The 24,761-nt window shown below is 61.8% G+C and carries 22 protein-coding genes; 10 read left to right on the top strand and 12 right to left on the bottom strand.

The window, feature by feature from the left end; all coding sequences use genetic code 11:
• The first annotated feature begins 53 nt into the window (after positions 1-53).
• Positions 54-515: a nucleoside deaminase gene (locus ACA046_RS01090; protein ID WP_459025279.1), complete on the top strand. Its 462-nt coding sequence runs from the start codon at positions 54-56 to the stop codon at positions 513-515.
• The gene (locus tag ACA046_RS01085) at positions 502-1,686 is read left to right on the top strand and encodes a CynX/NimT family MFS transporter (protein ID WP_497675739.1); all 1,185 of its coding nucleotides are present in this window, start codon (positions 502-504) and stop codon (positions 1,684-1,686) included. The genes ACA046_RS01090 and ACA046_RS01085 overlap by 14 nt, the downstream gene beginning before the upstream one ends.
• Here the strand turns inward: ACA046_RS01085 and ACA046_RS01080 are convergent.
• Positions 1,683-4,031, bottom strand: coding sequence for a TonB-dependent receptor (locus tag ACA046_RS01080; protein ID WP_497675738.1), 2,349 nt, complete (start codon positions 4,029-4,031; stop codon positions 1,683-1,685). The genes ACA046_RS01085 and ACA046_RS01080 overlap by 4 nt on opposite strands.
• A gap of 155 nt (positions 4,032-4,186) precedes the next feature.
• On the opposite strand from ACA046_RS01080, the gene ACA046_RS01075 reads away from it, so the two are divergent.
• Positions 4,187-5,131 carry a LysR family transcriptional regulator gene (locus ACA046_RS01075; protein ID WP_318303807.1) on the top strand — a complete coding sequence of 315 codons (945 nt, stop codon included), beginning with the start codon at positions 4,187-4,189 and terminating at the stop codon, positions 5,129-5,131.
• Positions 5,132-5,339: 208 nt separating this feature from the next.
• The gene (locus ACA046_RS01070; RefSeq protein WP_497675737.1) at positions 5,340-6,953 is read left to right on the top strand and encodes an alkaline phosphatase family protein; all 1,614 of its coding nucleotides are present in this window, start codon (positions 5,340-5,342) and stop codon (positions 6,951-6,953) included.
• A gap of 138 nt (positions 6,954-7,091) precedes the next feature.
• Here the strand turns inward: ACA046_RS01070 and ACA046_RS01065 are convergent, their stop codons facing one another.
• The gene (locus ACA046_RS01065) at positions 7,092-7,997 is read right to left on the bottom strand and encodes a TauD/TfdA dioxygenase family protein (RefSeq protein ID WP_497675736.1); all 906 of its coding nucleotides are present in this window, start codon (positions 7,995-7,997) and stop codon (positions 7,092-7,094) included.
• A gap of 183 nt (positions 7,998-8,180) precedes the next feature.
• Between ACA046_RS01065 and ACA046_RS01060 the strand changes: the two genes are divergently transcribed.
• On the top strand, positions 8,181-9,101 hold the full coding sequence (locus tag ACA046_RS01060; protein WP_459025267.1) for a LysR family transcriptional regulator: 921 nt from the start codon (positions 8,181-8,183) through the stop codon (positions 9,099-9,101).
• A gap of 51 nt (positions 9,102-9,152) precedes the next feature.
• On the opposite strand, the gene ACA046_RS01055 is transcribed toward ACA046_RS01060, so the two are convergent.
• Entirely contained in the window at positions 9,153-10,154 is a 1,002-nt protein-coding gene (locus ACA046_RS01055) for an ABC transporter substrate-binding protein (RefSeq protein ID WP_497675735.1), read from the bottom strand.
• Positions 10,155-10,440: 286 nt separating this feature from the next.
• On the opposite strand from ACA046_RS01055, the gene ACA046_RS01050 reads away from it, so the two are divergent.
• Together ACA046_RS01050 and ACA046_RS01045 are read left to right on the top strand one after the other, a co-directional pair.
• Positions 10,441-12,039: an ABC transporter permease gene (locus ACA046_RS01050; RefSeq protein WP_497675734.1), complete on the top strand. Its 1,599-nt coding sequence runs from the start codon at positions 10,441-10,443 to the stop codon at positions 12,037-12,039.
• Complete coding sequence (locus ACA046_RS01045) at positions 12,036-12,851, top strand: ABC transporter ATP-binding protein (RefSeq protein WP_404607885.1); 816 nt, start codon at positions 12,036-12,038, stop codon at positions 12,849-12,851. Before ACA046_RS01050 ends, ACA046_RS01045 begins: the two co-directional genes overlap by 4 nt.
• 13 nt (positions 12,852-12,864) lie before the next feature.
• Here ACA046_RS01045 and ACA046_RS01040 read toward each other — a convergent pair whose 3' ends face one another.
• Positions 12,865-13,944, bottom strand: coding sequence for a fatty acid desaturase (locus ACA046_RS01040; RefSeq protein WP_459025262.1), 1,080 nt, complete (start codon positions 13,942-13,944; stop codon positions 12,865-12,867).
• A 101-nt stretch (positions 13,945-14,045) separates the two neighbouring features.
• On the opposite strand from ACA046_RS01040, the gene ACA046_RS01035 reads away from it, so the two are divergent.
• Positions 14,046-15,050 carry an AraC family transcriptional regulator gene (locus ACA046_RS01035; RefSeq protein WP_497675733.1) on the top strand — a complete coding sequence of 335 codons (1,005 nt, stop codon included), beginning with the start codon at positions 14,046-14,048 and terminating at the stop codon, positions 15,048-15,050.
• Between the two features lie 146 nt (positions 15,051-15,196).
• On the opposite strand, the gene ACA046_RS01030 is transcribed toward ACA046_RS01035, so the two are convergent.
• Both ACA046_RS01030 and ACA046_RS01025 read right to left on the bottom strand, forming a co-directional pair.
• Positions 15,197-15,562 carry a response regulator transcription factor gene (locus ACA046_RS01030; RefSeq protein ID WP_076015543.1) on the bottom strand — a complete coding sequence of 122 codons (366 nt, stop codon included), beginning with the start codon at positions 15,560-15,562 and terminating at the stop codon, positions 15,197-15,199.
• A 38-nt stretch (positions 15,563-15,600) separates the two neighbouring features.
• Positions 15,601-16,287, bottom strand: coding sequence for a Crp/Fnr family transcriptional regulator (locus tag ACA046_RS01025; RefSeq protein WP_497675732.1), 687 nt, complete (start codon positions 16,285-16,287; stop codon positions 15,601-15,603).
• 83 nt (positions 16,288-16,370) lie between these two features.
• Here ACA046_RS01025 and ACA046_RS01020 point away from each other — a divergent pair, with 83 nt between their 5' ends.
• On the top strand, positions 16,371-16,895 hold the full coding sequence (locus tag ACA046_RS01020; RefSeq protein ID WP_497675731.1) for an Mpo1 family 2-hydroxy fatty acid dioxygenase: 525 nt from the start codon (positions 16,371-16,373) through the stop codon (positions 16,893-16,895).
• 120 nt (positions 16,896-17,015) lie between these two features.
• On the opposite strand, the gene ACA046_RS01015 is transcribed toward ACA046_RS01020, so the two are convergent.
• The 6 genes from ACA046_RS01015 to dibA form a co-directional block, all read right to left on the bottom strand.
• Complete coding sequence (locus tag ACA046_RS01015; RefSeq protein ID WP_063033633.1) at positions 17,016-17,996, bottom strand: sulfate/molybdate ABC transporter ATP-binding protein; 981 nt, start codon at positions 17,994-17,996, stop codon at positions 17,016-17,018.
• A gap of 3 nt (positions 17,997-17,999) precedes the next feature.
• The gene (gene cysW / locus ACA046_RS01010) at positions 18,000-18,872 is read right to left on the bottom strand and encodes a sulfate ABC transporter permease subunit CysW (protein ID WP_076015546.1); all 873 of its coding nucleotides are present in this window, start codon (positions 18,870-18,872) and stop codon (positions 18,000-18,002) included.
• Positions 18,873-18,885: 13 nt separating this feature from the next.
• On the bottom strand, positions 18,886-19,704 hold the full coding sequence (gene cysT / locus ACA046_RS01005; protein WP_076015547.1) for a sulfate ABC transporter permease subunit CysT: 819 nt from the start codon (positions 19,702-19,704) through the stop codon (positions 18,886-18,888).
• A 158-nt stretch (positions 19,705-19,862) separates the two neighbouring features.
• The gene (locus ACA046_RS01000; RefSeq protein ID WP_003218143.1) at positions 19,863-20,873 is read right to left on the bottom strand and encodes a sulfate ABC transporter substrate-binding protein; all 1,011 of its coding nucleotides are present in this window, start codon (positions 20,871-20,873) and stop codon (positions 19,863-19,865) included.
• A 76-nt stretch (positions 20,874-20,949) separates the two neighbouring features.
• Positions 20,950-21,132: a sulfur starvation response protein OscA gene (gene oscA, locus ACA046_RS00995; RefSeq protein ID WP_003170956.1), complete on the bottom strand. Its 183-nt coding sequence runs from the start codon at positions 21,130-21,132 to the stop codon at positions 20,950-20,952.
• A 322-nt stretch (positions 21,133-21,454) separates the two neighbouring features.
• Positions 21,455-23,365: a phosphodiesterase DibA gene (gene dibA, locus ACA046_RS00990; protein WP_459025252.1), complete on the bottom strand. Its 1,911-nt coding sequence runs from the start codon at positions 23,363-23,365 to the stop codon at positions 21,455-21,457.
• Between the two features lie 166 nt (positions 23,366-23,531).
• On the opposite strand from dibA, the gene desA reads away from it, so the two are divergent.
• Positions 23,532-24,716 carry a delta-9 fatty acid desaturase DesA gene (gene desA, locus ACA046_RS00985; protein ID WP_459025250.1) on the top strand — a complete coding sequence of 395 codons (1,185 nt, stop codon included), beginning with the start codon at positions 23,532-23,534 and terminating at the stop codon, positions 24,714-24,716.
• Positions 24,717-24,761 lie beyond the last annotated feature (45 nt).

Here is a 24,761-nt window from a genome sequence, read left to right as displayed (position 1 = left end):
ATACTCCGGCGGCTGCCCATACTTCACGCCTCATTGCGCACGAGGGGTTTTCCATGACTGACGATCAGCAGCATCTGCATCACGCCGTAAAACTGGCCAAGGCGAACGTAGCCGCCGGTGGCCGCCCGTTTGGTGCGGTCCTGGTGCGCGACGGCAAGGTGCTCGTGGAAGCGGTCAACGAAATCCACTTGAGCCAGGACCCCACCGCCCACGCCGAGATGCTCGCCATCCGCGCCGCCAGCCAACAACTCGGCCCGCGCCTGGAAGGCTGCGTGATCTACGCCAGCGGCCAGCCCTGCCCGATGTGCCTGAGTGCGATGTACCTGTGCGGCGTGTCCCGCGTGGTATTCGCCGCCAGCAACGAAGTGGCGGCACCTTTTGGCCTGTCGACAGCGGCGATCTACCAGCAAATGGCGTTGCCTTTGGCGGAGCAAAAATTGCCCGTGCAGCATCTGCCACAGGCGGCGATGCAAGCTCTTTACGGTGAATGGCAGGCCCTGCATGACGCTGAATAATTCGTTCGCCGGCAAACTCGCCGGCTGGGGTTTGCTGGTAGTGCTGGGCCTGAACCTGCGGCCCATCCTCAGCTCCATCAGCCCATTGCTGGGGGAAATCCGCTTGGCCACCGGGCTGAGTTTCCAGAGCAGCGCCCTGCTCACCAGCCTGCCAGTCATCTGCATGGGCCTGGTGGCATTAGTGGGTGTGCGCCTGGAGGCAAAGCTGGGGGAGCGTCGCGGGATTGCCCTCGGCCTGATGATGATTCTGCTGGCATGCCTCGCGCGCTGGCTGTTTGGCCAGGCGCCGGCGCTGCTGGCCACCGCACTGTTCGGCGGCGCGGGTGTGGCGCTGATCCAGGCGCTGGTGCCGGCGATGATCAAGCGCCAGTTTCACCAGCGCGTGCCGCTGGCGATGGGGGTTTACTCGGCGTCGCTGATGGGCGGCGGTGGCTTGGCGGCGCTGCTCAGCCCGTTGGTGGCGGGGCATTTCCAGCACTGGCAGGCGGGGCTCGGGATCTGGCTGCTACCGGCCCTGGGCGCGCTGTTGCTGTGGGCGTGGCTGCCATTGGGCGCGGCGAAAAACCCGCAGGTGACGGCGCCGTTCCAGGGCCTGCGCAACCGTCGTGCGTGGTTGCTGGCGTTGTATTTCGGCCTGGTGAATTGCGGCTACATGAGCATGGTCGCGTGGTTGCCGGCCTACTATCAGCAGCTGGGTTGGGACGTATTGCCTAGTGGTTCGCTGCTGGCGTTCATGACGATCTTCCAGGTGATCGCCGCGCTGTTGATGCCCGCCCTGGCGCAACGCGGCATTGATCGTCGACCGTTGCTGAGCATCAGCCTGCTGGCCCAGACCGTGGGCTATATCGGCCTGCTGGTAGCGCCGCTGGAATTCCCGCACCTGTGGGTGGCGCTGGTCGGCTTCGGCCTGGGCGCATGTTTTGCCCTCAGCCTGCTGCTGACCCTGGATCACCGCCGCGACCCTCGGGAAGCCGGCCAACTGGCCGCGTTCGTCCAGGGCGTGGGCTTTTTGATCAACGCCATCTCGCCGTGGCTGACCGGCTGGCTGCGGGAACTGACCGGCAGTTTCGTCAGCGCCTGGCTGGTGCTGACGCTGACGGTGGTGGCGATGCTGATACTCACCCGGGTGTTTAGCCCTGCGACGTATCGCACCGCGCCGGTGGCGGCCTAGAAGTCGTAACGCCCGGTCACCCCAAGCGTGCGCGGGGTGCCCAACAGCCCTTCATACCCCCCGTTACCGCCGGTCCACAGGGTGGTGTAGTAGGTCTTGTCGAAGGCGTTCTTCAGCCACAACGACACGTCCCACTGCCCCTGCTGGTAGTTACCCCGCAGGCCGGTGGAGAGGTTGACCACCGCGTAGGCCGGGATCTGCCCGTAATCGGAATCTTCAACCGTGCCCACCGCCTTGGAGCGGAACGCATAACTGGCGGTGACGTAGGGTTCGAAGCCGTTATCCAGGTTCCATTTGTATTCGCCATTGGCGTTGGCGATCCACTTCGAAGCGCCCACCACCTGATGGCCACTCAAGTCGCACGAAGCCGGCGCGCCCGGGCGCAGGCTGACTTCCGGCGGGCACGGCGCATCTTTGTACGACAGGTACTGCACGTCGTTGTACGAGCCGTTGATGTTGAGCGTCAGGCCCTTGATCGGGATCAGCGTACTCTCCACCTCCACGCCCCGTGAGCGCACCGAGCCGGCGTTGGTCAGGTACTGCACGCGGTTGCTGTCGTCGTAGGCGTTGGTCTGGTAGCCGTTGACCTGGGTCCAGAACAGGTTGGCGTTGAGTTGCAGGCGGCGGTCCCACAGGGTGCTTTTGAAACCCAGCTCGGCATTGTTGGCGCGCTCGGTACCGATCAACAGCGAATCCGGCCCGGCCGTGGGTGCGGAGCCGACCGCCAGGTTGACCCCGCCGGATTTCTCGCCATGGGACAAGGTGGCGTAGCCCAGCAAGTCGTCGTTGAACCGATAGCTGAGGTTCAACAACCCGGACGGGCTGGTGCTGTATTGGTTGAGGTCGCCGGAGTCATATGCCCCCGCTCGACCGCGTCGTGCAGTGGCCGCTGCACCGGTCACCGCAGCGCCGCCAATAGGTGCGTTGCGCGTGACCCAGGCACTTTTCTGTTCATAGGTACCCCGCAGGCCGGCGGTGAAATCCAGACGCTCGGTCAGGTGCCAGGTGCCTTGGGCGAACAGCGCAAAACTGTCGGTGCGGATATGCCCGTTGCCCACGCTGCTGACGTTGTTCAAGGCGCCCGTGGGCGTGCCGTTCCAGATGTCGGCCTTGGGCCCGTAATAGGCGAAGGATTTGTTGTCCAGGTCGGAGCCGAAGTAGTAGGCGCCGAGCACGTAATCGAAGAAGCCACCGGTGGGTGAGGCCAGGCGAAATTCCTGGGACCACTGCTTGTCTTCCACCGACACGCCGGCGTTGTAGGAGGCCGGTACATTGAGACCGTCGTCGTTGCGCGGGGTGAAATTCCACCAGCGGTAGGAGCTGACCGAGGTCAGGGTGAAGTCGCTGGGCAGCGTCCAGTTGGCTTCCAGCGAAGTGCCGCCCTGAAACACGGTGACGTGCTGGTCGCTGTCGAGGTTGACCTTGCGGTGCGTGCCGTCGACCAGGGTCGCGCCTGCCGCCGCCGCCCGCGATTGATACAGGTTGGTGCCATTGATGATCGGCCCGGTGCTGTACAGCACGCGGGTGCCGGCGCTGGAGTCCTCTTCGTTGTAGTCGCCGATCCAGCGCAGGTTGAACGTGTCGCTGGGCTTGTACAGCAGTTGGCCGCGAAAGCCCTGGCGCGAGCCGCCATTGAGGTCGTGGCCGTCGTACTCGTTCTTGATGTCGCCGTCGCTGCGGGTGCGGTACGCGGAAAAACGTCCCGCCAGATCCTCGGTCAGCGGGCCGGAAATCGTGCCTTTGGTCTGGAAATAACCGTCCTCGCCCAAGGAAGTCTCAATACTGCGCTCCGGAGTAAAACTCGGCGCGCGGGTGCTGATATTGATCACCCCGGCGGTGGTGTTCTTGCCGAACAGCGTGCCTTGGGGACCGCGCAGTACTTCGAGCTGTTCGATGTCCATCAAGTCGAACACGGCCATCCCCGGCCGCCCCAGATACACGTTGTCGATGTACAACCCCACGCTGCCTTCCAGGCCGTCACTGGCCGGGTTGTTCCCCAACCCGCGAATCGACACGCTGGACTGACGCGCATGCATGTAGGCGACGTTGACGCTGGGCACCAGCTGCTGCAAATCCTGAATCCGGTAGACCCGCTGGCTCTCCAGGGCCTGGCCGCCGATCACGCTCATGGGCGTGGGCACGTCCTGGGCACTTTCGGTACGCCGCCGCGCCGTCACCGTGACCGTTTCCAACTGGCCACTGGCGTTCTCACCCTTGGGCGCCGGCGCGGGCTCATCGGCCGCCTGGCTGCTGGACCAACCGGCACTGCCCGCCAGCAACAGCGCCATCGGCAGGCGTTTAAGGCGCCAGGGAGAGGGAGGGACAGCGCGATTCAACAGGCTCATAAGCGGCTCCGGTGTCAGGAAATACGCTGGATCGCATATTCCTAAAGGCTATTTATTTATGTTTTTACAAACATTTACTGCATAAGAGATAGCCTTTATAAGGAGTCGACCTAATGCATAGCCAATGCATTTCCCCGATATTTTCAATGTGAAAAATGCATATCGACCTGCGCCAACTTCGCCACTTCATCGCCCTTGCCGAGCAACGCAGTTTCGTCGCGGCGGCGGTGACCGTGAACCTGTCGCAATCGGCCTTCAGCCGCAGCATCCAGGCGCTGGAACTCAGCGCCGGTTGCCAGCTGGTAGACCGTGGCCGCAAGGACCTGGCGCCGACCAAACAAGGCCAGGTGCTGCTCGAACATGCGCGGCGGCTGGTCAGCGGCGCCCAGCAACTGGCGAATGAGATCAGCCAGTTCAACGGGCTGGAGGCGGGTGAGCTGCGCTTCGGTTGCGGCCCGGCGCCAGCGGCAGGTTTGATCCCGAGGGCCATCGGCAGTTTTATCGGGCGCTACCCCAAGGCCCGGGTGCAGTTCCAGGTGGACGACTGGCAAAGCCTGAGCAAGCGCCTGCTCAGCGAAGAGTTCGAATTTTTCGTCGCCGACACCCGGCATTTCGAGGCCCACCCGGATTACCAGACCCACCGCTTGCGCCCGCGTAAATGGCACTTCTGCTGCCGCGCCGGGCACCCGTTGGCAGGCCTGGAAAGCGTGACCGCTGCCGAGCTGATGAGCTATCCGCTGGCGGTGACGATTCGCCCGCCGAACCTGCGCAAGGTCATCGTCGACCTTAGCGGCCGACCCGACTACACGCCCAATGTCGAATGCGAAAACGGCTACAGCCTGCTGGGCGTGGTGCTGCGTTCGGACGCTATCGGCATCGTCAGCGCCAACAGCGACGTACTGCACATGGCCCGTGGCGAGCTGGTGTGCCTGCGGATTGAAGGTTTGGCGGAAGACCTGGAGGAGCGCTACACCCGCTATGGGATTGTCAGTCGCGCGGGGTATCGGCTGTCACCGCTGGCGGAGGCGATGATCGAGCAGATCAAGGTGATTGATGAGCAGGATGAAGAGGTGTGCGCGCTGGAGAATTTTGCTGTCTGAGCGACCGCCTTCGCGAGCAAGCCCGCTCCCACACTTCACCGCGTACATCCTGTAGAAACGCGATCGAATGTGGGAGCGGGCTTGCTCGCGAAAGCGTTAGTCGCCAAACAAATGCACTCACTGCATAAAACCCATTCCCCAAATGCACTTGCTTCAAGGCCTGCCAAGCGGCGAAATCGTTCGCCTGTCCTCCGTTCGGTGAAGCCTCATGTCCCAACCCAACCCCGTACGCAATGTGCTGTACATCATGTGCGACCAACTGCGCCGCGATTACCTGTCGTGCTATGGCCATGCCCATCTGCACACCCCCAACATCGACCGCCTGGCCGCCGCCGGCGTGCGCTTTAGCCGGGCCTACACCCAGGGCACGATCTGCGGCCCGTCGCGGATGTCGGCTTATACCGGGCGCTATGTCAGCAGCCATCAGGTGGCCTGGAACGCGGTGCCGCTGCCCCTGGAAGAACTGACTATCGGTGACTATTTGCGGCCCCACGGCATCCGCACCGCACTGGTGGGCAAGACCCACGCCACACCCAATCTCGAAGCCCTGCAACGCCTGGACATCGACCCCGACAGTGCCCAGGCCCAACCGCTGAATGAGGTCGGCTTCGAAGCCTATTTTCGCCACGACGGGATCTTTCCCGACAGCCCCTTGTTCACCGAAAAACGTGAATCCGCGCCCTACACCCACTACTTGCGCGAACAAGGCTACGACGGCACCAACCCGTGGCACGAATGGGCAAATGCGGCGGCCGGTAAATCCGGGGAGATCCTCAGCGGCTGGCACATGCGCAACGCTCACCTGCCGGCGCGGGTGGATGAACAGCACTCGGAAACCGTCTACACCACCGACCGCGCCATCGACTTCATCACCGAGCAAGGCGAGCAACCGTGGTGCCTGCACCTGTCGTACATCAAGCCTCACTGGCCCTACATCGCCCCGGCGCCGTACCACGCGCTGTACTCCGCTGAGCATGTACAGGCACCGATTCGGCCGGTGCCCGGAAAGGAAAGTGATCACCCGGTGTACCACGCCTTCCGCCAGCATCAGGAGAGCCTGAATTTCTCCCGGGATGAAGTGCGGCTTAACGTGATCCCAACCTACATGGGCCTGATCAAGCAGGTGGACGATCAACTCGGCCGGCTGTTTGATTTTCTCGAAAGCAATGGCCGCTGGGACGACACGTTGATCGTGTTTACCAGCGATCATGGTGACTTCCTCGGCGATCATTTCCTCGGTGAAAAAGAATTCCTGCTGGAGCCTGCAGTGGGTATTCCGCTGATCGTGCGCGACCCTCGGGCTGCCGCCGATATCAGCCGTGGCTCGGTGGACGAGCGCCTGGTGGAAACCATCGATGCGCTGCCGACATTCCTGCAAGCGCTGGGATTACCCGGTGCCGAACACCGCCTGGAAGGCCGCTCGCTGATCCCGCTGCTGCACGGTGAAAACATCACCTGGCGCCGCTACGCCATCGCCGAATACGACTACGCCTTCCAGGCCCCGGCCCGGGAACGCCTCGACCAGCCCATCGACCGCTGCCGCATGACCATGGTGCGCAGCGAACGCTGGAAATACCTGGCCTACGACGGTTACCGCGCGCAGTTGTTCGACTTGCAGAATGACCCGCAGGAACTGCACGACCTGGGCACCGACCCGGCGCATGCGGATGTGCGCGAGGCGCATCGGGGTTATCTGTTTGAATGGCTGCGAGGCTTGAAGCGGCGCACCACCATCAGCCACGCCGAGATTGATCTGCGTGGCCAATGGTTCAGGTATGGAGAGCCGGAAGCGGAGAAGGTGGTGCAGATCGGGGTCTGGTGAACAGCACAAATCCAGTGTGGGAGCGGGCTTGCTCGCGAAGGCGGACTGACCGTCACCTTGAGGGTGACGGGTACACCGCTTTCGCGAGCAAGCCCGCTCCCACATTTTGATCTCCAGCATTACAAAGAGATCGTCTGACTACAGACCTTTAGTGGTCTGGCTACGCTGCCCCTGCACGCTCACCGGCACATCGCCCTTGAGCGTCACCCGGCGCACGATGCGTTCTTGGGTGCCGTAGTCGTCCACTGCGTAATGCTGGGTGGCGCGGTTGTCCCAGATCGCCACGTCGCCGGTGTTCCAGCGCCAGCGCACGGTGTTCTCCAAGCGAGTGACGTGGCTTTGCAGAAGGTTGAACAGGTGCGCCGAATCCACCTGTGAATAGCCCTTCAGGCGTTTGACGAAGTGCCCCAGCAGCAGGGTCTTTTCGCCGCTGACCGGGTGCACACGCACCACCGGGTGCTCGGTCTCGTAGACCGTCGAGGTGAAGATCTTGCGGTATTCCTCCAGCTTCTCCGGCGACACATCCGGCTTGCGCGCGGCGTAGTCGTATTCGTTGCTGTGCACGGCCCAGAGCTTGTCCGCCAGTTCGCGCAGTTCGGCATTCAGGTCGTTGTAGGCCGCCGCGGTGTTGGCCCAGACAGTGTCGCCACCCGAGGCAGGCGCCAGCACCGAACGCAGGATCGAGGCTTTCGGGTAGGCATCAACAAAGGTCACGTCGGTGTGCCACGAGTTGGCGCGCTGGCCACGGGCACCGTCCAGTTCCAGCAGGAACCGCGTGCCGTCGCGCACCGGTACGGTGGGGTGGGCAATCGGCTCGCCGAGCAAATGGGCGAAGGCTTCCTGGCTCTGGTCATCGAGGTGGGTCTGCTCGCGGAAGAAGATCACCTTGTACTGCACCAGCGCCTGCTGGATGGCGTCGACAGTGGCGGCGTCCAGCCCGCCGGATAAGGTGATGCCACGGATCTCGGCGCCGATGCGTCCGGCCACCGGGTGGATGTCCAGCGCCAGGGCGACGGGTTGAACAGCTAATGCGGCGTTGCTCATGGTGATGACCCTCATGTGCCAGCTTTCGGTTGGGAGTAGCGTGCAACAAGACTCTATTCATATGCATTTTAGGTCTAGCAAATGAACGAATGCTTCGTTGACGGAATAAGAGCTTGCATTTAAAACCTCAGCTCCCCCGGTCGCAAATGCCTTCGACCTATTTTTAAAATGCCAGGAAAGCATATGGATCTTCGCCAACTGCGCTACTTCATTGCCCTCAACGAGCACCGCAGTTTTGTGCGTGCCGCCGACGCCATGGGCATCACCCAACCGGCGTTCAGCCGCAGCATCCAGGGGCTGGAACAGGAGTTCGGCTGCGTGCTGGTAGACCGGGGCAACAAGGACCTGCGCCCCACGCCCGAAGGCCAGGTGGTGTTGCAACACGCCCTGACCCTGGTGCACGGCGCAGCCTTGTTGAGCAGCGAAGTCACGCGCATGACCAAGCTGGATGCGGGCGAACTGCGCTTCGGTTGCGGCCCGGCGCCGGCGGTGAAACTGGTGCCGGATGCGGTGGCGCGCTTTATCACCGCGCACCCGAAAATCCGCACCAGTTTCCAGGTGGATAACTGGGAAAAGCTCAGCCGCAGCCTGAGCCGTGAAGATATCGAATTTTTTATCGCCGACATCCGCCAGTTCGAGTCCGACCCGAACTTTCAGACCCGGCCACTGACGCCCAAACGCGGGGTGTTTTTCTGCCGCCCGGGGCACCCGCTGCTGGCCAAGGACAGCCTGTCGACCAACGACATGTTTGATTACCCGTTGGCCGCGCCGCTGATTTCCCAAGGCACTCGCAAACTGCTGGCGAATCTCAGCGGGCGCATGGATTTCTCACCGAGCATTCACACCGAACATTTCCCGGCATTGGTGAAGATCGTGTTGCAGTCGAATGCGATTGGCGTGGGCACCGAAGAGGCGTTTGCCGAGGACATTGCCAAAGGTGAGCTGGTGCTGCTGCACTGGCGCAACCTGCCGCAGAACCTGGAGAGCCTGAATGCTCGTTGCGGGATCGTCAGCCGCACCGGTTTTCGCTTGTCGCCGGCGGCGAAGGCGATGATCGAGACGCTGGTGGCAGTGGATCAGCAGGAGGTGAGTGTGGCGGTCTAGTGCACCGCCACACTCACTCCCGCCACGAAGGAAGCTTGCGATAGGGGGCCTTCAGATTCCGGCGGCCGCCAACTTCGGCGCCACCCAATCGCTCACCTGGAACGGCTTGCGGATCAACCGCTGCTGCGATGCCAGGTCCACCTTGTCCTGCAATTTGGCGAGGAACACCGGGTCGAGGGTCGACGGGAATATCTCGCTGAGTTTCTGGTCTTGCAAATCGTTGGTGAGAATCACCGGTGGATAACTGGCCAGCCCCGACACCAACTGGATGTAGACCTGCTTGTTGTTGTCATCGGTCAACCATTGCACTGCTTGCTGCTGCGCTTTGAGTAGCGTGGCCACGGCTTCGGGATGCTCATCGACAAACTTGCCACTGCCCACCAGCACGCTCTGGATACTGCCGGCGTCGCCCAGGTCCTTGGTGCTCAGCGGGATTTCGGCCAGGCCCTTGGCCTGCAATGCGCTCAGGCCCGAACTGCCCCAGGTCGCGTCGATCTGCTTGGCGGCCAGTGCGGCGACGGCGGCATTGAAGTCCAGGTTGATGACTTTCAGGTCTTTTTCACTCAAGCCCTGGCTGGCCAGAGCGCTGTCGAACGACAGTTGGCTGGCGGTGCCGCGGAACACCGCAACGCGCTTGCCCTTGAGGTCCTGCAGGGTCTTGATGCCCGAACCCGGCACCACCCCCAGATAATGTTTGACGCCTCGGGCGCTGGCACTCAGCAGGCGCGTGTCGAGGCCGTTGGATTTGCCGATGATTGCCGCCAGGTCGCCCAGGTAGGCCAGGTCCACCTGGCCATTGGCGAAGGCTTCATTGATCACGGGGCCCGCGCCCTTGAAGAAATTCCACTGGATCTTGATGCCCTGGTCGGCGAAGGCCTTTTCGAAGATCTGCTGTTGACGCAGCACGTCCACCACCCCGCCGCCGCTGTGTTGAGTACCGGCGGTGAGGTCGGGCACGGCAATCCGGATTTCCTTAAGGTCGGCAGCCTGCACCAGCCCGGCCAACGCCGTGCCGGCAACGAGTGTGATCAAGCGTTTGAAGGGCAGCTTCATAGGGGGTGCTCCTGAGGGCGGCGGTAGCCTGGGGAGCAGAAAGTAGGCATAAGCGGGTCAAAACTTTAAATACTATAAATTCACAATTTAATAGCTTTCAGATCTATAGGCCACCAAACGCAGGCCCCAGAAGGCTATGCATCAACAGCATTGAAAATATTCTCCAAATGCATTGGATGCGTGTCAGGTAGCGGCTTTAAATGGTTTTTCTTATCCCTCAATCGTCTTGATTGTTTGTTTATAAGATCAAAAAAACATAACGCCCACCGGACAACGGAGGTCATCCATGGCCCGAATCTCGCTGTTGAGCCTGCCACTGGCGGCCCCTGCCCAAGGGCGGCAGCCACGTTGGCCGCAACTGGGCGAACGCCTGTTGCCCTGGCTGCTGCCGCTGGTGTTGTTCGCCCTATGGTGGTTGGCCAGCCGCAATCACTGGATGAGCGAGCAGATCCTGCCCGCACCGTCGCTGGTCTGGAGCAGCGCGGTGGAGTTGGCCGGTGGCGAATTGTGGAGCCACTTGGCGATCAGCCTGCAACGGCTGTTTTGGGGCTTGCTGGCGGGCGTGAGTGCCGGAGCATTGCTGGGGGCGCTGCTGGGTTTCAGTCCCCGAGCGGAGCGCCTGGTGTTCCCGACGTTCAGCGCCTTGTCGCAGGTCCCGACCCTGGCCTGGATCCCGCTATTCATGGTGTTTTTCGGAATTGGCGAAACCCTCAAGCTGGTGGTGCTGGTGAAGGCGATTGTGGTGCCGATCACGCTGCATACGCTGGTGGGGGTGCGCGACGCCCAGCCCGGGCTGCGCGAAGCGGCACGGGTGCTGCGCCTGCCTTCTCACTTGTTGATCCGTCGCCTGATTCTGCCGGCCGCATTGCCGGCGTTCATGGCCGGTGTGCGCCTGGCCCTGGCCGCCGGCTGGACCTCGTTGCTGGCCGTGGAGCTGCTGGCCTCCAGTGAGGGCATCGGCTACCTGATGGTGTGGGCGCGGCAACTGTTCATGCTGGATATCGTCTTCGTGTGCATCGTGGTGATCGGCGTGCTGGGCGTGGTCATGGACCGCGGCGTCGGCTGGCTGGACCGCAAGTGGGTGCACTGGCCGCATCCGGCCACCGCACAGATTCGCCGTGGCCCGCGCTACCACGGCTGGCAACGTCTGCAACCATGGCTGCTGCCGCTGGGTTTAGTGGCGCTGTGGCAACTGGCAACACAGCAGGCCTGGGTGGATCCGAACATCTTGGTCAGCCCATGGGCAGTCCTGCAAACCACCGTTGCCGGGGTGCTGGACATGAGCCTGGTCAGCGCCCTGGCCCTGAGTCTCGGGCGAACCTTGGGCGGGTTGGTGCTGGGCGGCGGCCTGGGCTTCATAGTCGGCTTGTTGCTGGGCCTGTCGCGCACCAGTGAGCGGGTACTCGGCCCGACACTCGCCGCCCTGCGCCAGATTGCGATTTTCGCCTGGGTACCGCTGCTCACTGCCTGGTTCGGCCTCGGCGAATTGGCCAAGTGGGTGTTCATCGCCCTGGCCGCGTTTTTCCCGCTGTTCATCGCCACTCAACGCAGCGTGCTCAACCTGTCCCCACAACTGAATGAAGCAGCTCAGGTGTTGCGCTTGAGCCTCGGCCAGCGCCTGCGCCGCCTGGTGCTGCCGGGTGCGGCAGCGGGGATTTTTGCCGGCCTGCGCCTGAGCCTGATCTACGCCTGGCTGGGCACCATCGGCGCTGAATATTTCATGCCGTCCAACGGCGGCATCGGCAGCCTGATGATCGGTGCCCAGCAACTGCTGCGCATGGACTTGATCATGAGCGGCATGCTCCTGGTGGGCCTTACCGGCGCCGCTCTCAACCTTATCGGCCAACGCATCGAAACCCGCGCCACTCGCTGGAGACACGCATGAACGCACCTATCGTCAGCTTCACCCATGTGGGCAAATCCTTTGACGTCGACGGCTTCGAACTGGAGGCCATCCGCGAATTCAACCTGGATATCGCCGAAGGTGAGTTCGTCGCGATCGTCGGCTCCAGCGGCTGTGGAAAATCCACCCTGCTGCGCTTGCTGGTAGGCCTGGACACACAGTTTCGCGGCCAGATCAGCGTCGATGGCAAGGCCGTCAGCGGGATTGGTGGCGAGCGCGGCATCGTGTTCCAGGAACACCGTTTGTTCCCTTGGCTGACGGTGGAAGAAAACATCGGCCTGGGCCTGGTCAACGAGCCCCTGAGCGCTGCCGAAAAGCAGCAGCGCATCGGCGACTTTATCGAGCTGGTGGGCCTCACCGACTTCACTCGTGCCTACCCGCACCAGCTGTCGGGCGGGATGGCGCAACGGGTGGCGATTGCCCGCGGCCTGGTGGCCAGCCCGCGCATCCTGCTGCTGGACGAACCCTTCGGCGCCCTCGACGCCCTGACCCGCCAGCAGATGCAGGACGAACTGCTGGCCATCCGCGCGCGGGCGAAAATCACCACGATCCTGGTGACCCACGACGTGGAAGAGGCGATTTTTCTCGCCGACCGCGTGGTGGTCATGGAGCCCCGCCCGGGGCGGATCAAGCAGGTGGTGGACATCGCCCTGCCCCATCCGCGCCAGCGCAGCAGTTTCGACTTCCATCAGTTGCGTGAAGAACTGCTGCACGAACTGATCAGCGACGACCACTACCAGCCGCCGGTGCGCGAACAGATCCGCGACCTGCCCCTGGCCTTTATTGCCTGCTAACGAGGAGCAATCCTCAGTGCGTCGCCGTTTCAGCCGGATTGATCGCCACCGATGAATGGGTGGCGCGCTCAAACCGATTGGCCCGCGCAAAGGTGCCGAAATCGTTGAAGCGCACACCCATCTCAGCCATCACCTTGTGCGCCGTTTTCACCGTCATCTGACGGATGTAAAACGGTTCCTTGACCACGAAATGATGAATCCCGTGGGTGCTGCCGAAGTTGAAGCAGAACGCCTGCAACGGCCACAACCACCACGGGTTGAGCACCTGGGTTTGCTGGATCACATTGCCCGGCTCGATATCACCGTAGTAGTGCATGTTGGAGCTGACAAAGTGCAGGCAGAAGGTACGCAGCACATTGGGGCCGATGATCACCACCGAAGCGATGTCGATGACGTGCATCACCGCCAAGGTGTTGGCTGACCAGTCGATCGGCGCGCCCAGCAGGCTGGCGATGCCATTGGCGGCATGGAAGCCGAGGAACACATACCACGCGCCCCAATGCAGCAGCGCCAGCGGTGCGTAGACCAGCGCCGTGCGCTTGAGAATGCCCAGCTTGTGCTTCCAGGTCGGTGCGCGCAGCACCCGGATCAGCGCCGACATGATGTTGTCGCCGACCATCAGCAGGCGTGCGAAGCCCCACGGCTCACCATTGGTGATTGCACGCTCTTCGATGTCGGTTTCGCTGCCAGACACCTTGTGGTGATTCAGGTGAATATGGCGCCGCACCCAAGGGTTGATGGTGCTGGGTCGCGCCAGCCACACCAGGCCCATCATCAGGTTGTGGGGCAGGCGTTGCTTGCGAAAGTACATGCTGTGGATCAGGTCGTGTTCCAGCTCGTGGGTCAATGACGCGAGGAACGCGTTGAGCAGCAGGCACACCCACCACGCCATGTGCCCGGTGATATACAGCGCCGCCGAACCCAGCATGCCCACCAGGGCAAAGGCCAGGATGCCCGCGCCCAACGCGTCCTGATGCAGCAGCCAGGGGTGGCGCTGGCGCAATAACAGGCCCTCGGCCAGCACCACTTCACGAATATGCGCTGACCGCTGTTGTGCGTTCATCTGCCGGGGGCTTGCAGAAGTACCGTCCATGCTTCCATCCTCTGTCTTATTGATGCGTACATCCTGCCCTATGCGATCTGGCGGGACGCTAGCCCCACACGCCAACCTGTTGACCGCAAGCGCCAATCAACATGACCGAACCGACCTCCCTCGCCAGCTGGACCCGCGCCCTGCGCAAGCAGCTCGACGCCTTGGGCCTCGACAGCGCCGCGTTGTGCGCCCAGGCCGGGCTCGACCCGCAGCAGATGGACGATCCCAACGCGCGCTATCCGTTGTCGGCCACCACGCGTCTTTGGGAGCTGGCGGTGCAGGCCAGTGGCGACCCGGCGATTGGTTTGCGGGTGTCGCGGTTTGTCAGCCCAACCACCTTTCATGCGCTGGGTTACGCGCTGGTGGCCAGCGGCAGCCTGCGGGAAGTGTTCGAGCGGATCGTGCGCTATCACCAGGTGGTCAGCGATGCCCTGAGCCTGGAGCTTAGCCGGGAGGGCGATCGTTACCGCTTTCGCCTGCAACAGCCTGCCGGCACACCCGCACCGGCGTTTGAGGCGATTGATGCGTTTGCCGCGATTTACGTGCGCACCTGCCGCAATCGCCTGGGCCGGGATTATGCGCCGCTGGCGGTGTACCTGCGGCGGCCCGAGCCGGCCGATACCAAGCCGTGGCACACGGTGTTTCGTGCACCCGTATTTTTCGCCGCCGAGGAAGACCGTCTGGAATTCGCCGCCCAGGACTTTGACAGTCATCTGGACGACGCCAACCCGGAGTTGGCCGAACACAATGAAACCGTACTCAAGCGCACCTTGGCACAACTGCGACCGCTGACCTGGGAGCGCAAAGTGCGTTCGGCCATTGAAGCGCAGTTACCCGACGGTGAGCCGAGTGCCGAGCGCATCGCCCAGGCGTTGCATTTGAGTTTGCGCAGCTTGCAGCGGCACTTGGCGGATGAGGGCTGCCGGTTTGATGCGCTGCTCAATGAGTGCCGGGAGAACCTCGCGCTGCTGCACCTGCGGGACCCCGAGTGCTCGCTGGCGGAGATCAGTCATTTGTTGGGGTTTGCCGATACCAGCAGTTTCAACCGGGCGTTCAAGCGCTGGACCGGGATCACGCCGGGGCAGTTTCGGGATGGGTTGAGGTAGCTGGAGTTGCGGTGGCTGTGAGGGCCTCTTCGCGAGCAAGCCCGCTCCCACATTTGACCGAGTTGGCTTGGGCAACAGTGTTCAAATGTGGGAGCCGGGCTTGCCCGCGATGGCGATGGTTCAGCCACCACAAATACAAGAGGCAGTCAGCGCCCGCGATCCCGCCGCAACACCTTCTTCACCCGCGCCACCAACGCCCGGGCCTCAAACGGCTTGAGCAAATAATCATCCTCATGCAATTCCAGCCCACGCAGCCGGTCTTCAATCCCGTCAGGCGTGGTCAAAAACAGCATCGGCGTCTCACCTTTCAACCGAATCGCCTGCTGCAGCTTCCAGGCATTCAACCCCGGCAGCATCACATCCAGGATCACCAGGTCGTATTCAGTGTTTTCCACAAAGCGCAGGGCCGCCATGCCATTGGCCGCCACCTCCACCGTGTAACTGGCCTCTTCAAGGCTGCGGCCCATCGCCTCGGCCGCCTCTGACTCGTGTTCCACCAACAGGACGCGCATAACACACCTCGAATAATCGTGAACGCAGGCTACCACCCTCAGGCGTGCGCCGCCTCGCGCAAACGCTGCGGGTCGAGGATTTCGATCTCGCCATAGCCCAGGCGCAGGATGCCCTGGCCCTGCAGGTCCTTGAGCAACGCGTTGGTGGTCTGCCGCGACAGGCTCAACATCGCGGCCAGGTCTTCCTGGGGCAGTTGCAGCACCTGCCGCACCTGCTCGATGTCGCCGTAGCCTTCGGCGATCATCAGCAAGCGGTGCGCCACCCGCACCGACGCCGGCATCAGGCTCAATTGCTCGATATTGATAAAGGTCAGGCGCAGCTTCTGGCTCATCAGCAGGGCCATGTCGCGCCAATAACGCGGAGCCTGTTCAAGGATCTGCAGCAACGCCGGCTGCGGCACCTGCAACAACGTACAAGGCCCGGCGGCGCAGGCGTCATGGGTACGGGGCAACCCGTCGAACAGGGAAATCTCGCCGAACCAGTACGGTAATTCCGCCAGGCTCAACACCGCTTCCTTGCCCTGCTCGTTCACCGCGCTGATGCGCAGGGAGCCTTCCAGCACCGCGTACAACCCACACGGCGGATCGCCGCGCTTGAACAGGTACTGCCCCGCCGTCAGCTGCCGCAACCGGGCGCTGGCCAGCAAGCTATTCTGTAAGTCAGCAGGCAGATGGCTGTACCAGTGACCGGTGGCCAGCCGTGGGTGCCACTTCTCTACATCCATGCGAACTCCGAAGATTGTCGGCCAGTTGACAGTGTATCGCGGGCCTACAGGGCATGATCAAACATCCTACAGGAGGAACAACAATGAAAAGCCTCGTCGACCATCTCAGTCAATACGCCGCCTACCACCGTGACCCGCGCAATATCGCCAGCCACTTTATCGGCATCCCGCTGATTGTGGTGGCGGTGGCCGTGCTGCTGTCACGCCCCGAATGGACGGTGGCCGGGCTCTGGCTGTCGCCTGCGGTGCTGCTGCCACTGTTCTCGGCGTGGTTCTATTTGCGCCTGGAGCTGGCACTCGGTGTGCTGATGACCGTGCTGATGGGCCTGTCGGTGTGGGCCGGGCATGTGCTGGCGGCGCAAAGCACGCTGGTGTGGCTGAGCAGCGGCATCGGCATGTTCGTGGTGGGCTGGGTGATCCAGTTTGTGGGGCATTACTACGAGGGGCGCAAGCCGGCGTTTGTCGATGACGTGTCCGGGCTGATCGTGGGGCCGTTGTTTGTGGTGGCGGAGTTGGCGTTTCTGGTGGGGATGCGGCATGACCTCAAACGGCAGATTGAAGAGCGTTCTGGGCCGGTGCGGACAAATCAGAAAAATGTCGCCGCCTGACCACTGTCGGAGCGAGCTTGCTCGCGAAAAACCAGAGAGCGCCGCGTTCATCCAGCATGAACGCGTTATCGTTAACGATTTTCGCGAGCAAGCTCGCTCCTACAGTGGGTTGCATCGGTCTTAGGCTTTTTGCCAGACCTTGGGCTTGAAGAACAACGTCTCGCCCCGTGCCAAGCCGGTCAGGCTGTCGTGGTCTTTCACCACTTCGGCCTCGATCAGTTCGCTCTGGCCTTCGACCTTCAGGGTCACCCGGGTAGTCGCGCCAAGCGGGCGAATATCACGCACTTCAGCCGCGTGGTGGTCTTCCAGCTCATGGCGTGACAGCGACACTTCATGCGGGCGGAACAGCACGTGCTTGTCTTCACCCAAATGCAGGCGGTTCGAATCCCCAAGGAAGTGATAAACAAAATCACTGGCCGGGTTTTCGTAGACTTCCCCCGGTGAGCCGATCTGCTCGATCACACCCTTGTTCATCACCACGATGCGGTCCGCCACTTCCATGGCTTCTTCCTGGTCGTGCGTCACGAAGACCGAGGTCAGGTTGATGTCTTCGTGCAGCCGCGCCAGCCAGCGGCGCAGTTCTTTACGGACCTTGGCATCCAGGGCACCGAACGGTTCATCCAGCAACAGCACTTTAGGCTCTACGGCCAGGGCGCGGGCCAGGGCGATACGCTGGCGCTGGCCGCCGGAGAGTTGTTCCGGGTAGCGATCCGACAGCCAATCGAGCTGCACCATGTTCAGCAACTCATGGACTTTTACCGCGATCTGGCTTTCGGTGGGGCGCTGGTTTTTCGGTTTCATGCGCAGGCCGAACGCGACGTTGTCGAACACCGTCATGTGGCGGAACAGCGCGTAGTGCTGGAACACAAAGCCGACGTTACGATCACGCACGTCGTGGCCGGAGACGTCTTCACCGTGGAACACAATGCTGCCGGCATCCGGGGTTTCGAGCCCGGCGATGATCCGCAGCAAGGTGGTCTTGCCGCAGCCGGACGGGCCCAGCAACGCCACCAGCTCGCCACTCTGGATGTCCAGGTTGATGCTGTTCAGGGCCTTGAAGGCGTTGAAATTCTTGCTGACATTACGGACTTCGATCGACATGACTTATTCCTCAGCCGCACCGGCGCGCAGGCGGTTAATACGGTTCTCGCTCCACTGCTTGAGCAGCAGGATGAAGAGCGCCAGGATCAGCAACAGACTCGCGACGGCAAACGCGGCGACGTGGTTGTATTCGTTGTAGAGGATCTCGACGTGCAGCGGCAAGGTGTTGGTTACGCCGCGAATGTGGCCGGACACCACCGACACCGCACCGAACTCACCCATGGCCCGCGCGGTACACAGCACCACGCCGTAAATCAGGCCCCACTTGATGTTCGGCACGGTGACATGCCAGAACATCTGCCAACCGTTGGCGCCCAGCAGGCGCGCGGCCTCTTCTTCCTGGGTACCCTGCTCCTGCATCAGCGGGATCAGCTCACGGGCCACGAACGGCACGGTGACGAAGATGGTCGCCAGCACGATACCCGGCAAGGCAAACACGATCTGGATGTCATGGTCTTGCAGCCACGGGCCAAAGAAGCCTTGGGCGCCGAACATCAACACGTAGACCAGGCCGGCGATTACCGGCGATACCGAGAACGGCAGGTCGATCAGGGTCACCAGGATACTTTTGCCACGGAACGAGTACTTGCTCACGCACCAGGCGGCACTGACACCGAACACCACGTTGAGCGGTACCGAAATCGCCACGGCGATCACCGTGAGTTTCAGCGCCGACAGCGCGTCCGGCTCAAGGATCGCGGTGAAGAATGCACCCAGGCCATTTTTGAGGCCCTGGGACACCACGATAAACAGCGGCAGCAGCAGAAACAGCGCGAAGATCAACCAGCCAAGGCTGATCAGGATGCGCCGGGATACAGCACTGCCACGGCGGGCAGCGTTCGCCGACGAGGCGGCGGAAATAGACGATTGGGACATGTTCCGCGCCTCCTTATGGGGTTTCGATGCGCCGCTGCAACAAGTTGATCAGCAGCAGCAGGACAAAGGAAACCACCAGCATCATCACGCCGATGGCAGTGGCGCCGGTGTAGTCGTATTGGTCGAGCTTGACCATGATCAGCAGCGGCAGGATCTCGGTTTTCATCGGCATGTTACCGGCGATGAAAATCACCGAACCGTATTCACCCACGCCGCGGGCGAAGGCCAACGCAAAGCCGGTCAACCAGGCCGGCAACAGCGCTGGCACCAGGATATAGCGGAACACTTGCAAGGGCTTGGCGCCGAGGCAGGCGGCGGCTTCTTCGATTTCCCGGGGGATATCGGCCAACACCGGCTGCACGGTACGCACCACGAATGGCAGCGTGACGAAGGTCAGCGCCAGGGTGATGCCCAAGGGGGTGTAGGCGATCTTGAAGCCCAGGTCGGCGGCGAACTGGCCCACCAGGCCGGTGGGCGTGTAGAGCGCGGTGAGCGCGATACCGGCGACGGCGGTGGGCAGTGCGAACGGCAGGTCGATCATCGCATCGATGATTTTTCGACCCGGGAAGGTGTAGCGCACCAGCACCCAGGCCAGCAGGGTACCGATGATGCCGTTGATGATCGCTGCGCAAAACGCAGTGCCAAAGCTCAGTTTCAACGCCGCCAGCACGCGGGGTGCGGTGATGATGTTCCAGAACTGATCCCAGGTGAGTTGAGCGGCATGTACAAACATCGCCGCCAGGGGGATGAGTACGATCAGGCTGAGGTACACCACGGTGTAGCCCAGCGTCAGCCCGAAGCCGGGTATGACGGGGGAGATACGACGCGACATAAGATTCCTTGGTTAGCGGAACGGACATGCAAAGCCCGCAAACGAATGCGGGCTCCTGATCCCTGTAGGAGCGGGCTTGCCCGCGAAAAACGTCAACGATAACGCGGGCAGTCAGCAAGCACGCGGCGTCATGAAGTTTTTCGCGAGCAAGCTCGCTCTTACTGGGCCGAGTAGATCTGGTCGAACACGCCACCGTCATTGAAGAATTTCGGTTGGGCAGTTTTCCAGCCGCCGAAGTCTTTGTCGATAGTCACCAGGTCCAGTTTCGGGAACTGCTGGGCGTATTTGGCGGCGACTTTCTCATCGCGTGGGCGGTAGAAGTTCTTCGCCGCAATCTCCTGGCCAGCCGGGCTGTACAGGTGCTTGAGGTATTCGGTGGCGATTTCGGTGTTGCCCTTTTTCTCGGCGTTCTTGTCGACCACGGCCACTGGCGGCTCGGCGAGGATCGACAGCGAAGGTACAACGATGTCGAACTTGTCGGCGCCGCCGTCTTCTTTCAAGGCCAGGAAGGCTTCGTTTTCCCAGGCCAGCAACACGTCACCCTGACCGTTGTTGACGAAGGTGATGGTCGAACCGCGAGCGCCGGTGTCGAGGATCGGCACGTGCTTGAACAGCTCTTTCACGTATTCCTGGGCCTTGGCTTCGCTGCCACCGGCTTTCAGGCCGTAGGCCCAGGCGGCGAGGAAGTTCCAGCGGGCGCCGCCTGAGGTTTTCGGGTTCGGGGTGATCACGGAAACGTCTTTCTTGATCAGGTCGCCCCAATCCTTGATGCCTTTAGGGTTGCCCTTGCGCACCAGGAACACGATGGTCGAGGTGTACGGAGTGCTGGCGTCCGGCAGGCGGGTTTGCCAGTTTTCCGGCAGGGTCTTGCCCAGTTTTGCGATTTCGTCGATGTCACCGGCCAGGGCCAGGGTCACGACGTCGGCACGCAGGCCGTCGATCACCGCGCGGCCTTGCTTGCCCGAACCACCGTGGGATTGCTGGATCTTGACGTTGTCGCCCGGGTGCGACTGCTTCCAGAAGCTGGTGAATTCAGCGTTGTAGTCCTGGTAAAGCTCGCGGGTCGGGTCGTAAGACACGTTGAGCAATTCGTAATCCTTGGCAACGGCGGAACCGGCAAACACGGCACTGGCCAGTGCTGCCAGGGCATAACGGCGAATCGACGACATAGAAGGCTCCTGAAATTCTTGGGTGTTGGCTTTTTTCTTATAGTTGCGGGTCTTGCAATCGAATCGCCGATCTTGCTCAGCTCGGTTTGTTGCCCGGGTTCTGCAAACGGAATTTCTCTTTGCGTTCGATCTGTACTACCTGGGCGTTGTGCACAGTGATTTCCACCGCACCAAACCGCAGATCGCGCAGAGCGCTCTGGATCTCGCGCAAAATGGCTGCTTCGTCCTGGCCGTCAACGCTACGTAGAGATGCGCTCATGGTCGTGCTCCTGAAATGAGAAGTGCCTCGCAGTGGCGGCACTGCTTGCGGCGTGAGGGCGATAGTAGATAAGCGCGGATATTCTTAAAAATACTATTTAAGAATGTTTATATAACCAGAAAGAATTTTCTGGTGGGACGTGGGGTTGCGAGGGGTTTTGCGGGACGACCCGTGAAATAAAGCCGTGTGGAGATCCAAATGTGGGAGCGGGCTTGCTCGCGAAGGCGGCGTGTCAGTCAATACATAGGTTGGCTGATCCACCGCATTCGCGAGCAAGCCCGCTCCTACACTTGGCCCTATTTCAAATCAAGCCAGGCGGTGTTTAGCGAATTGTCGGCGCCGTCGCCCAATCCAGCTCACTGGCCGGCATCGGCCGACCAAACCAGTACCCTTGGCCCAGGTCGCACTGTTGGTCCAACAGAAACCGCGCCTGATCGACCTGCTCGATGCCCTCGGCATGCACCTGCATGCCCATGCTCTGCGCCAATGCGATTACCACCCGCACAATCGCCGCGTCGTCCTCATCCCACGGCAACCCGGCGACAAAGCCCTGATCGATCTTGAGCTTCTGCACCGGCAAGCGCTTGAGCCGCAGCAGCGATGAATAACCGGTGCCAAAGTCATCAATCGCCAGGCGCAAGCCCAGCTCCCGCAGGCGGTGCATTTGCTCAAGGGCGACTTCCGGGTCTTCCATTACTGCGCTTTCGGTCACTTCCAACTCCAGAAACGCCGGATCCAGCCCGGTATCGTGCAATACCTTGGCCACTTGTTCGTACAGCTCACGCCGGGCAAACAGGCGGCTGGACACATTCACGGCGAGGAACGTCAGCGGCGCGCCGTCGGCCAGCCACTGGCACATCTGGCGGCAGGCCTGGTCCATGACCCAGGCGTCGATATCGGCAATCAGCCCGGTACGCTCGGCAATCGGGATGAACTCTCCCGGCGGCACCAGCCCGCGCTCCGGGTGCTGCCAGCGCACCAGGGCTTCGACGCCGATCAGGCGACTGTTCTGCAACTCGTGCACCGGCTGGTAGTAGACCCGCAGCTCTTGCTGCTCCAGGGCGCGGCGCAGTTCGCCGGCCATTTCCACCCGATGCTGGGCGTGGGCGGTGAGTTCTTCGGTATACAGCGCGTAGCTTTCGCGGCCGGCGCTTTTGGCCTTGAACAGCGCAGAATCGGCGTTGCGCAGCAGTTGCTCGGCGCTCAGGGCATCGCCGGGGAACAGGCTGATGCCGATGCTGGCGCTGATGAACAGTTGATGACCGTCGAAGATAAAGGGTTCTTTCATCGCATCAAGGATGCGTTGCGCCAGTGCGGCGGCCTGGACCAGCTGTGGACAACTTTCCGCCAGCACCGCAAATTCGTCACCGCCCAATCGTGCCAAGGTCACGCCGGGGCCGAACAGGCTTTGCAGACGCTCGCCGACCGTCTTGAGCAACTGGTCGCCGACGTTATGGCCGAGGCTGTCGTTGATGATCTTGAAGTGGTCGAGGTCGAGCAGCAGCAAGGCGCAGCCACGTTTATGCGCCTGCGCCGACGCCAGGGCCTGTTCGGCGCGGTCGGTGAACAGCAGGCGGTTGGGCAGGTCGGTCAGCGGGTCGTGGTGGGCCAGGTGCGCCAACTCGTGCTCGGAGTGCTTGATGGCGCTGATGTCGGAGAACACCGCGACGTAGTGGCTGACCTGGCCCTGGTCATCGCGAATCACCCGGATGGTCTGCCACTGGGGGTAGATTTCGCCGCTTTTTCGGCGGTTCCAGATTTCACCGCTCCATTCACCGTCGCGCTCCAGGGTCTGGAACATGGCCTGGTAGAAACTGGCCGAGTGGCGTCCGGACTTAAACAGGCTCGGCTGGTGGCCCATGACGTCTTCGCACTGGTAGCCGGTGATTTCGATAAAGGCCCGGTTGACGTGAACAATCAGCCCCTTGGCGTCCGTGACCAACACCCCTTCGCGGGTGCAATCGAATACGGCAGCGGCCTGGCGGAGACGCTCGCGGTTTTCCTCCAGCGGCTGCCGGATCTGGCTCGCCCGGGCAAAACCCGCGCAGAGCAGGTAAATCGCCAGCGCGCTGAGGCTGACCCACACGTAGCCGCGCACCTGAAGCCAGCGGTCCAGCTCCCCGGGTTCATCGATAAAGTTGATCAATACCTGATGGCTGAGCTGAATCCACACAATCGAAACCAGCAGGTACACCAGCCCTGCACGCAGGGCACCTCGGTATGAAAACAGCATATGTTTAGTAATCCTTACTAAAAAACCAGATTCGCCCTACAAAGGTTACGGATTATAGAATAAGAAACATCCAGTCACTCCTATCTGAAAGGGCGGCTGGTTTTATCTGTAGGCTTAGTGATAATGCGCAAGCTGGTTTTTTCTTTATCTGAGGGCCATACAGCCTATGTGGTACAACGGTTTTCTTGACTTGTCGGCCTGGCAACTGGTTGCAGTCACCCTGTTGATGACCCACGTGACCATTGTCGGGGTCACGGTCTATCTGCACCGCTATTCAGCCCACCGCTCCCTGGAGCTCAATGCTGGCCTGAAACACTTCTTCCGCTTCTGGCTGTGGCTTACCACGGCGCAGAACACCCGCGAGTGGACCGCTATCCACCGCAAACACCACGCCAAGTGCGAAACCGTCGACGATCCCCACAGCCCGGTGATCAAGGGCTTGTCCACGGTCCTGCGCAAAGGCGCCGAGCTGTACCGCACCGAGGCCGAAAACCCCGAGACCCTGCGCATCTACGGCAAGAACTGCCCGGAAGACTGGATCGAACGCAAGCTCTACACCCCCTACCCGCTGTTGGGCGTGGCGATCATGGGCGTGATCGACCTGCTGCTGTTCGGCACCATCGGTATCACCATCTGGGCTATCCAGATGATGTGGATCCCGTTCTGGGCCGCCGGCGTGATCAACGGCCTGGGCCATGCCATCGGCTACCGCAATTTCGAATGCCGCGACGCGGCGACCAACCTGATTCCCTGGGGCATCATCGTTGGCGGCGAAGAACTGCATAACAACCACCACACCTATCCCAACTCCGCCAAATTGTCGGTGAAGAAATGGGAGTTCGACCTGGGCTGGGCCTGGATCAAAGTGTTCAGCTTCCTGCGCCTGGCCAAGGTGCAACGGGTCGCGCCGATCGCCCACCGGGTTGAAGGCAAGGGCCACCTGGACATGGACACCGCCATGGCGATCCTCAACAACCGCTTCCAGATCATGGCCCAGTACCGCAAGTTGGTGATTGGCCCGCTGGTCAAGCAGGAACTGGAGAAGGTCGATCACTCGGTGCGTCACCAATTCCATCGCGCCAAGCGCCTGCTGTCGCGGGAAACCAGCCTGCTGGATGACCGTCACCACGTGCGCATCCAAAGCATGCTGGAACACAGCCAGGCCCTGAAAGTGATCTACGAGAAGCGCCTGGCGCTGCAACAGATCTGGCTGAAAACCAGCACCAACGGCCACGACATGCTGGCGGCGATCAAGGAATGGGTACACGAGGCCGAGGCCAGCGGGATTCAATCCCTGCGGGACTTTGCCCATCAACTGAAGACCTATTCGCTGCGGCCTGCCGCGGTCTGATCATTGTAGGAGCGAGCTTGCTCGCGAAGGGCCCAATTACACCGC

Source organism: Pseudomonas sp. LBUM1641, from assembly GCF_059716235.1.
The sequence above is the reverse complement of the archived record's forward strand: the minus strand, read 5'-3'. Positions and strand labels throughout refer to the sequence as shown.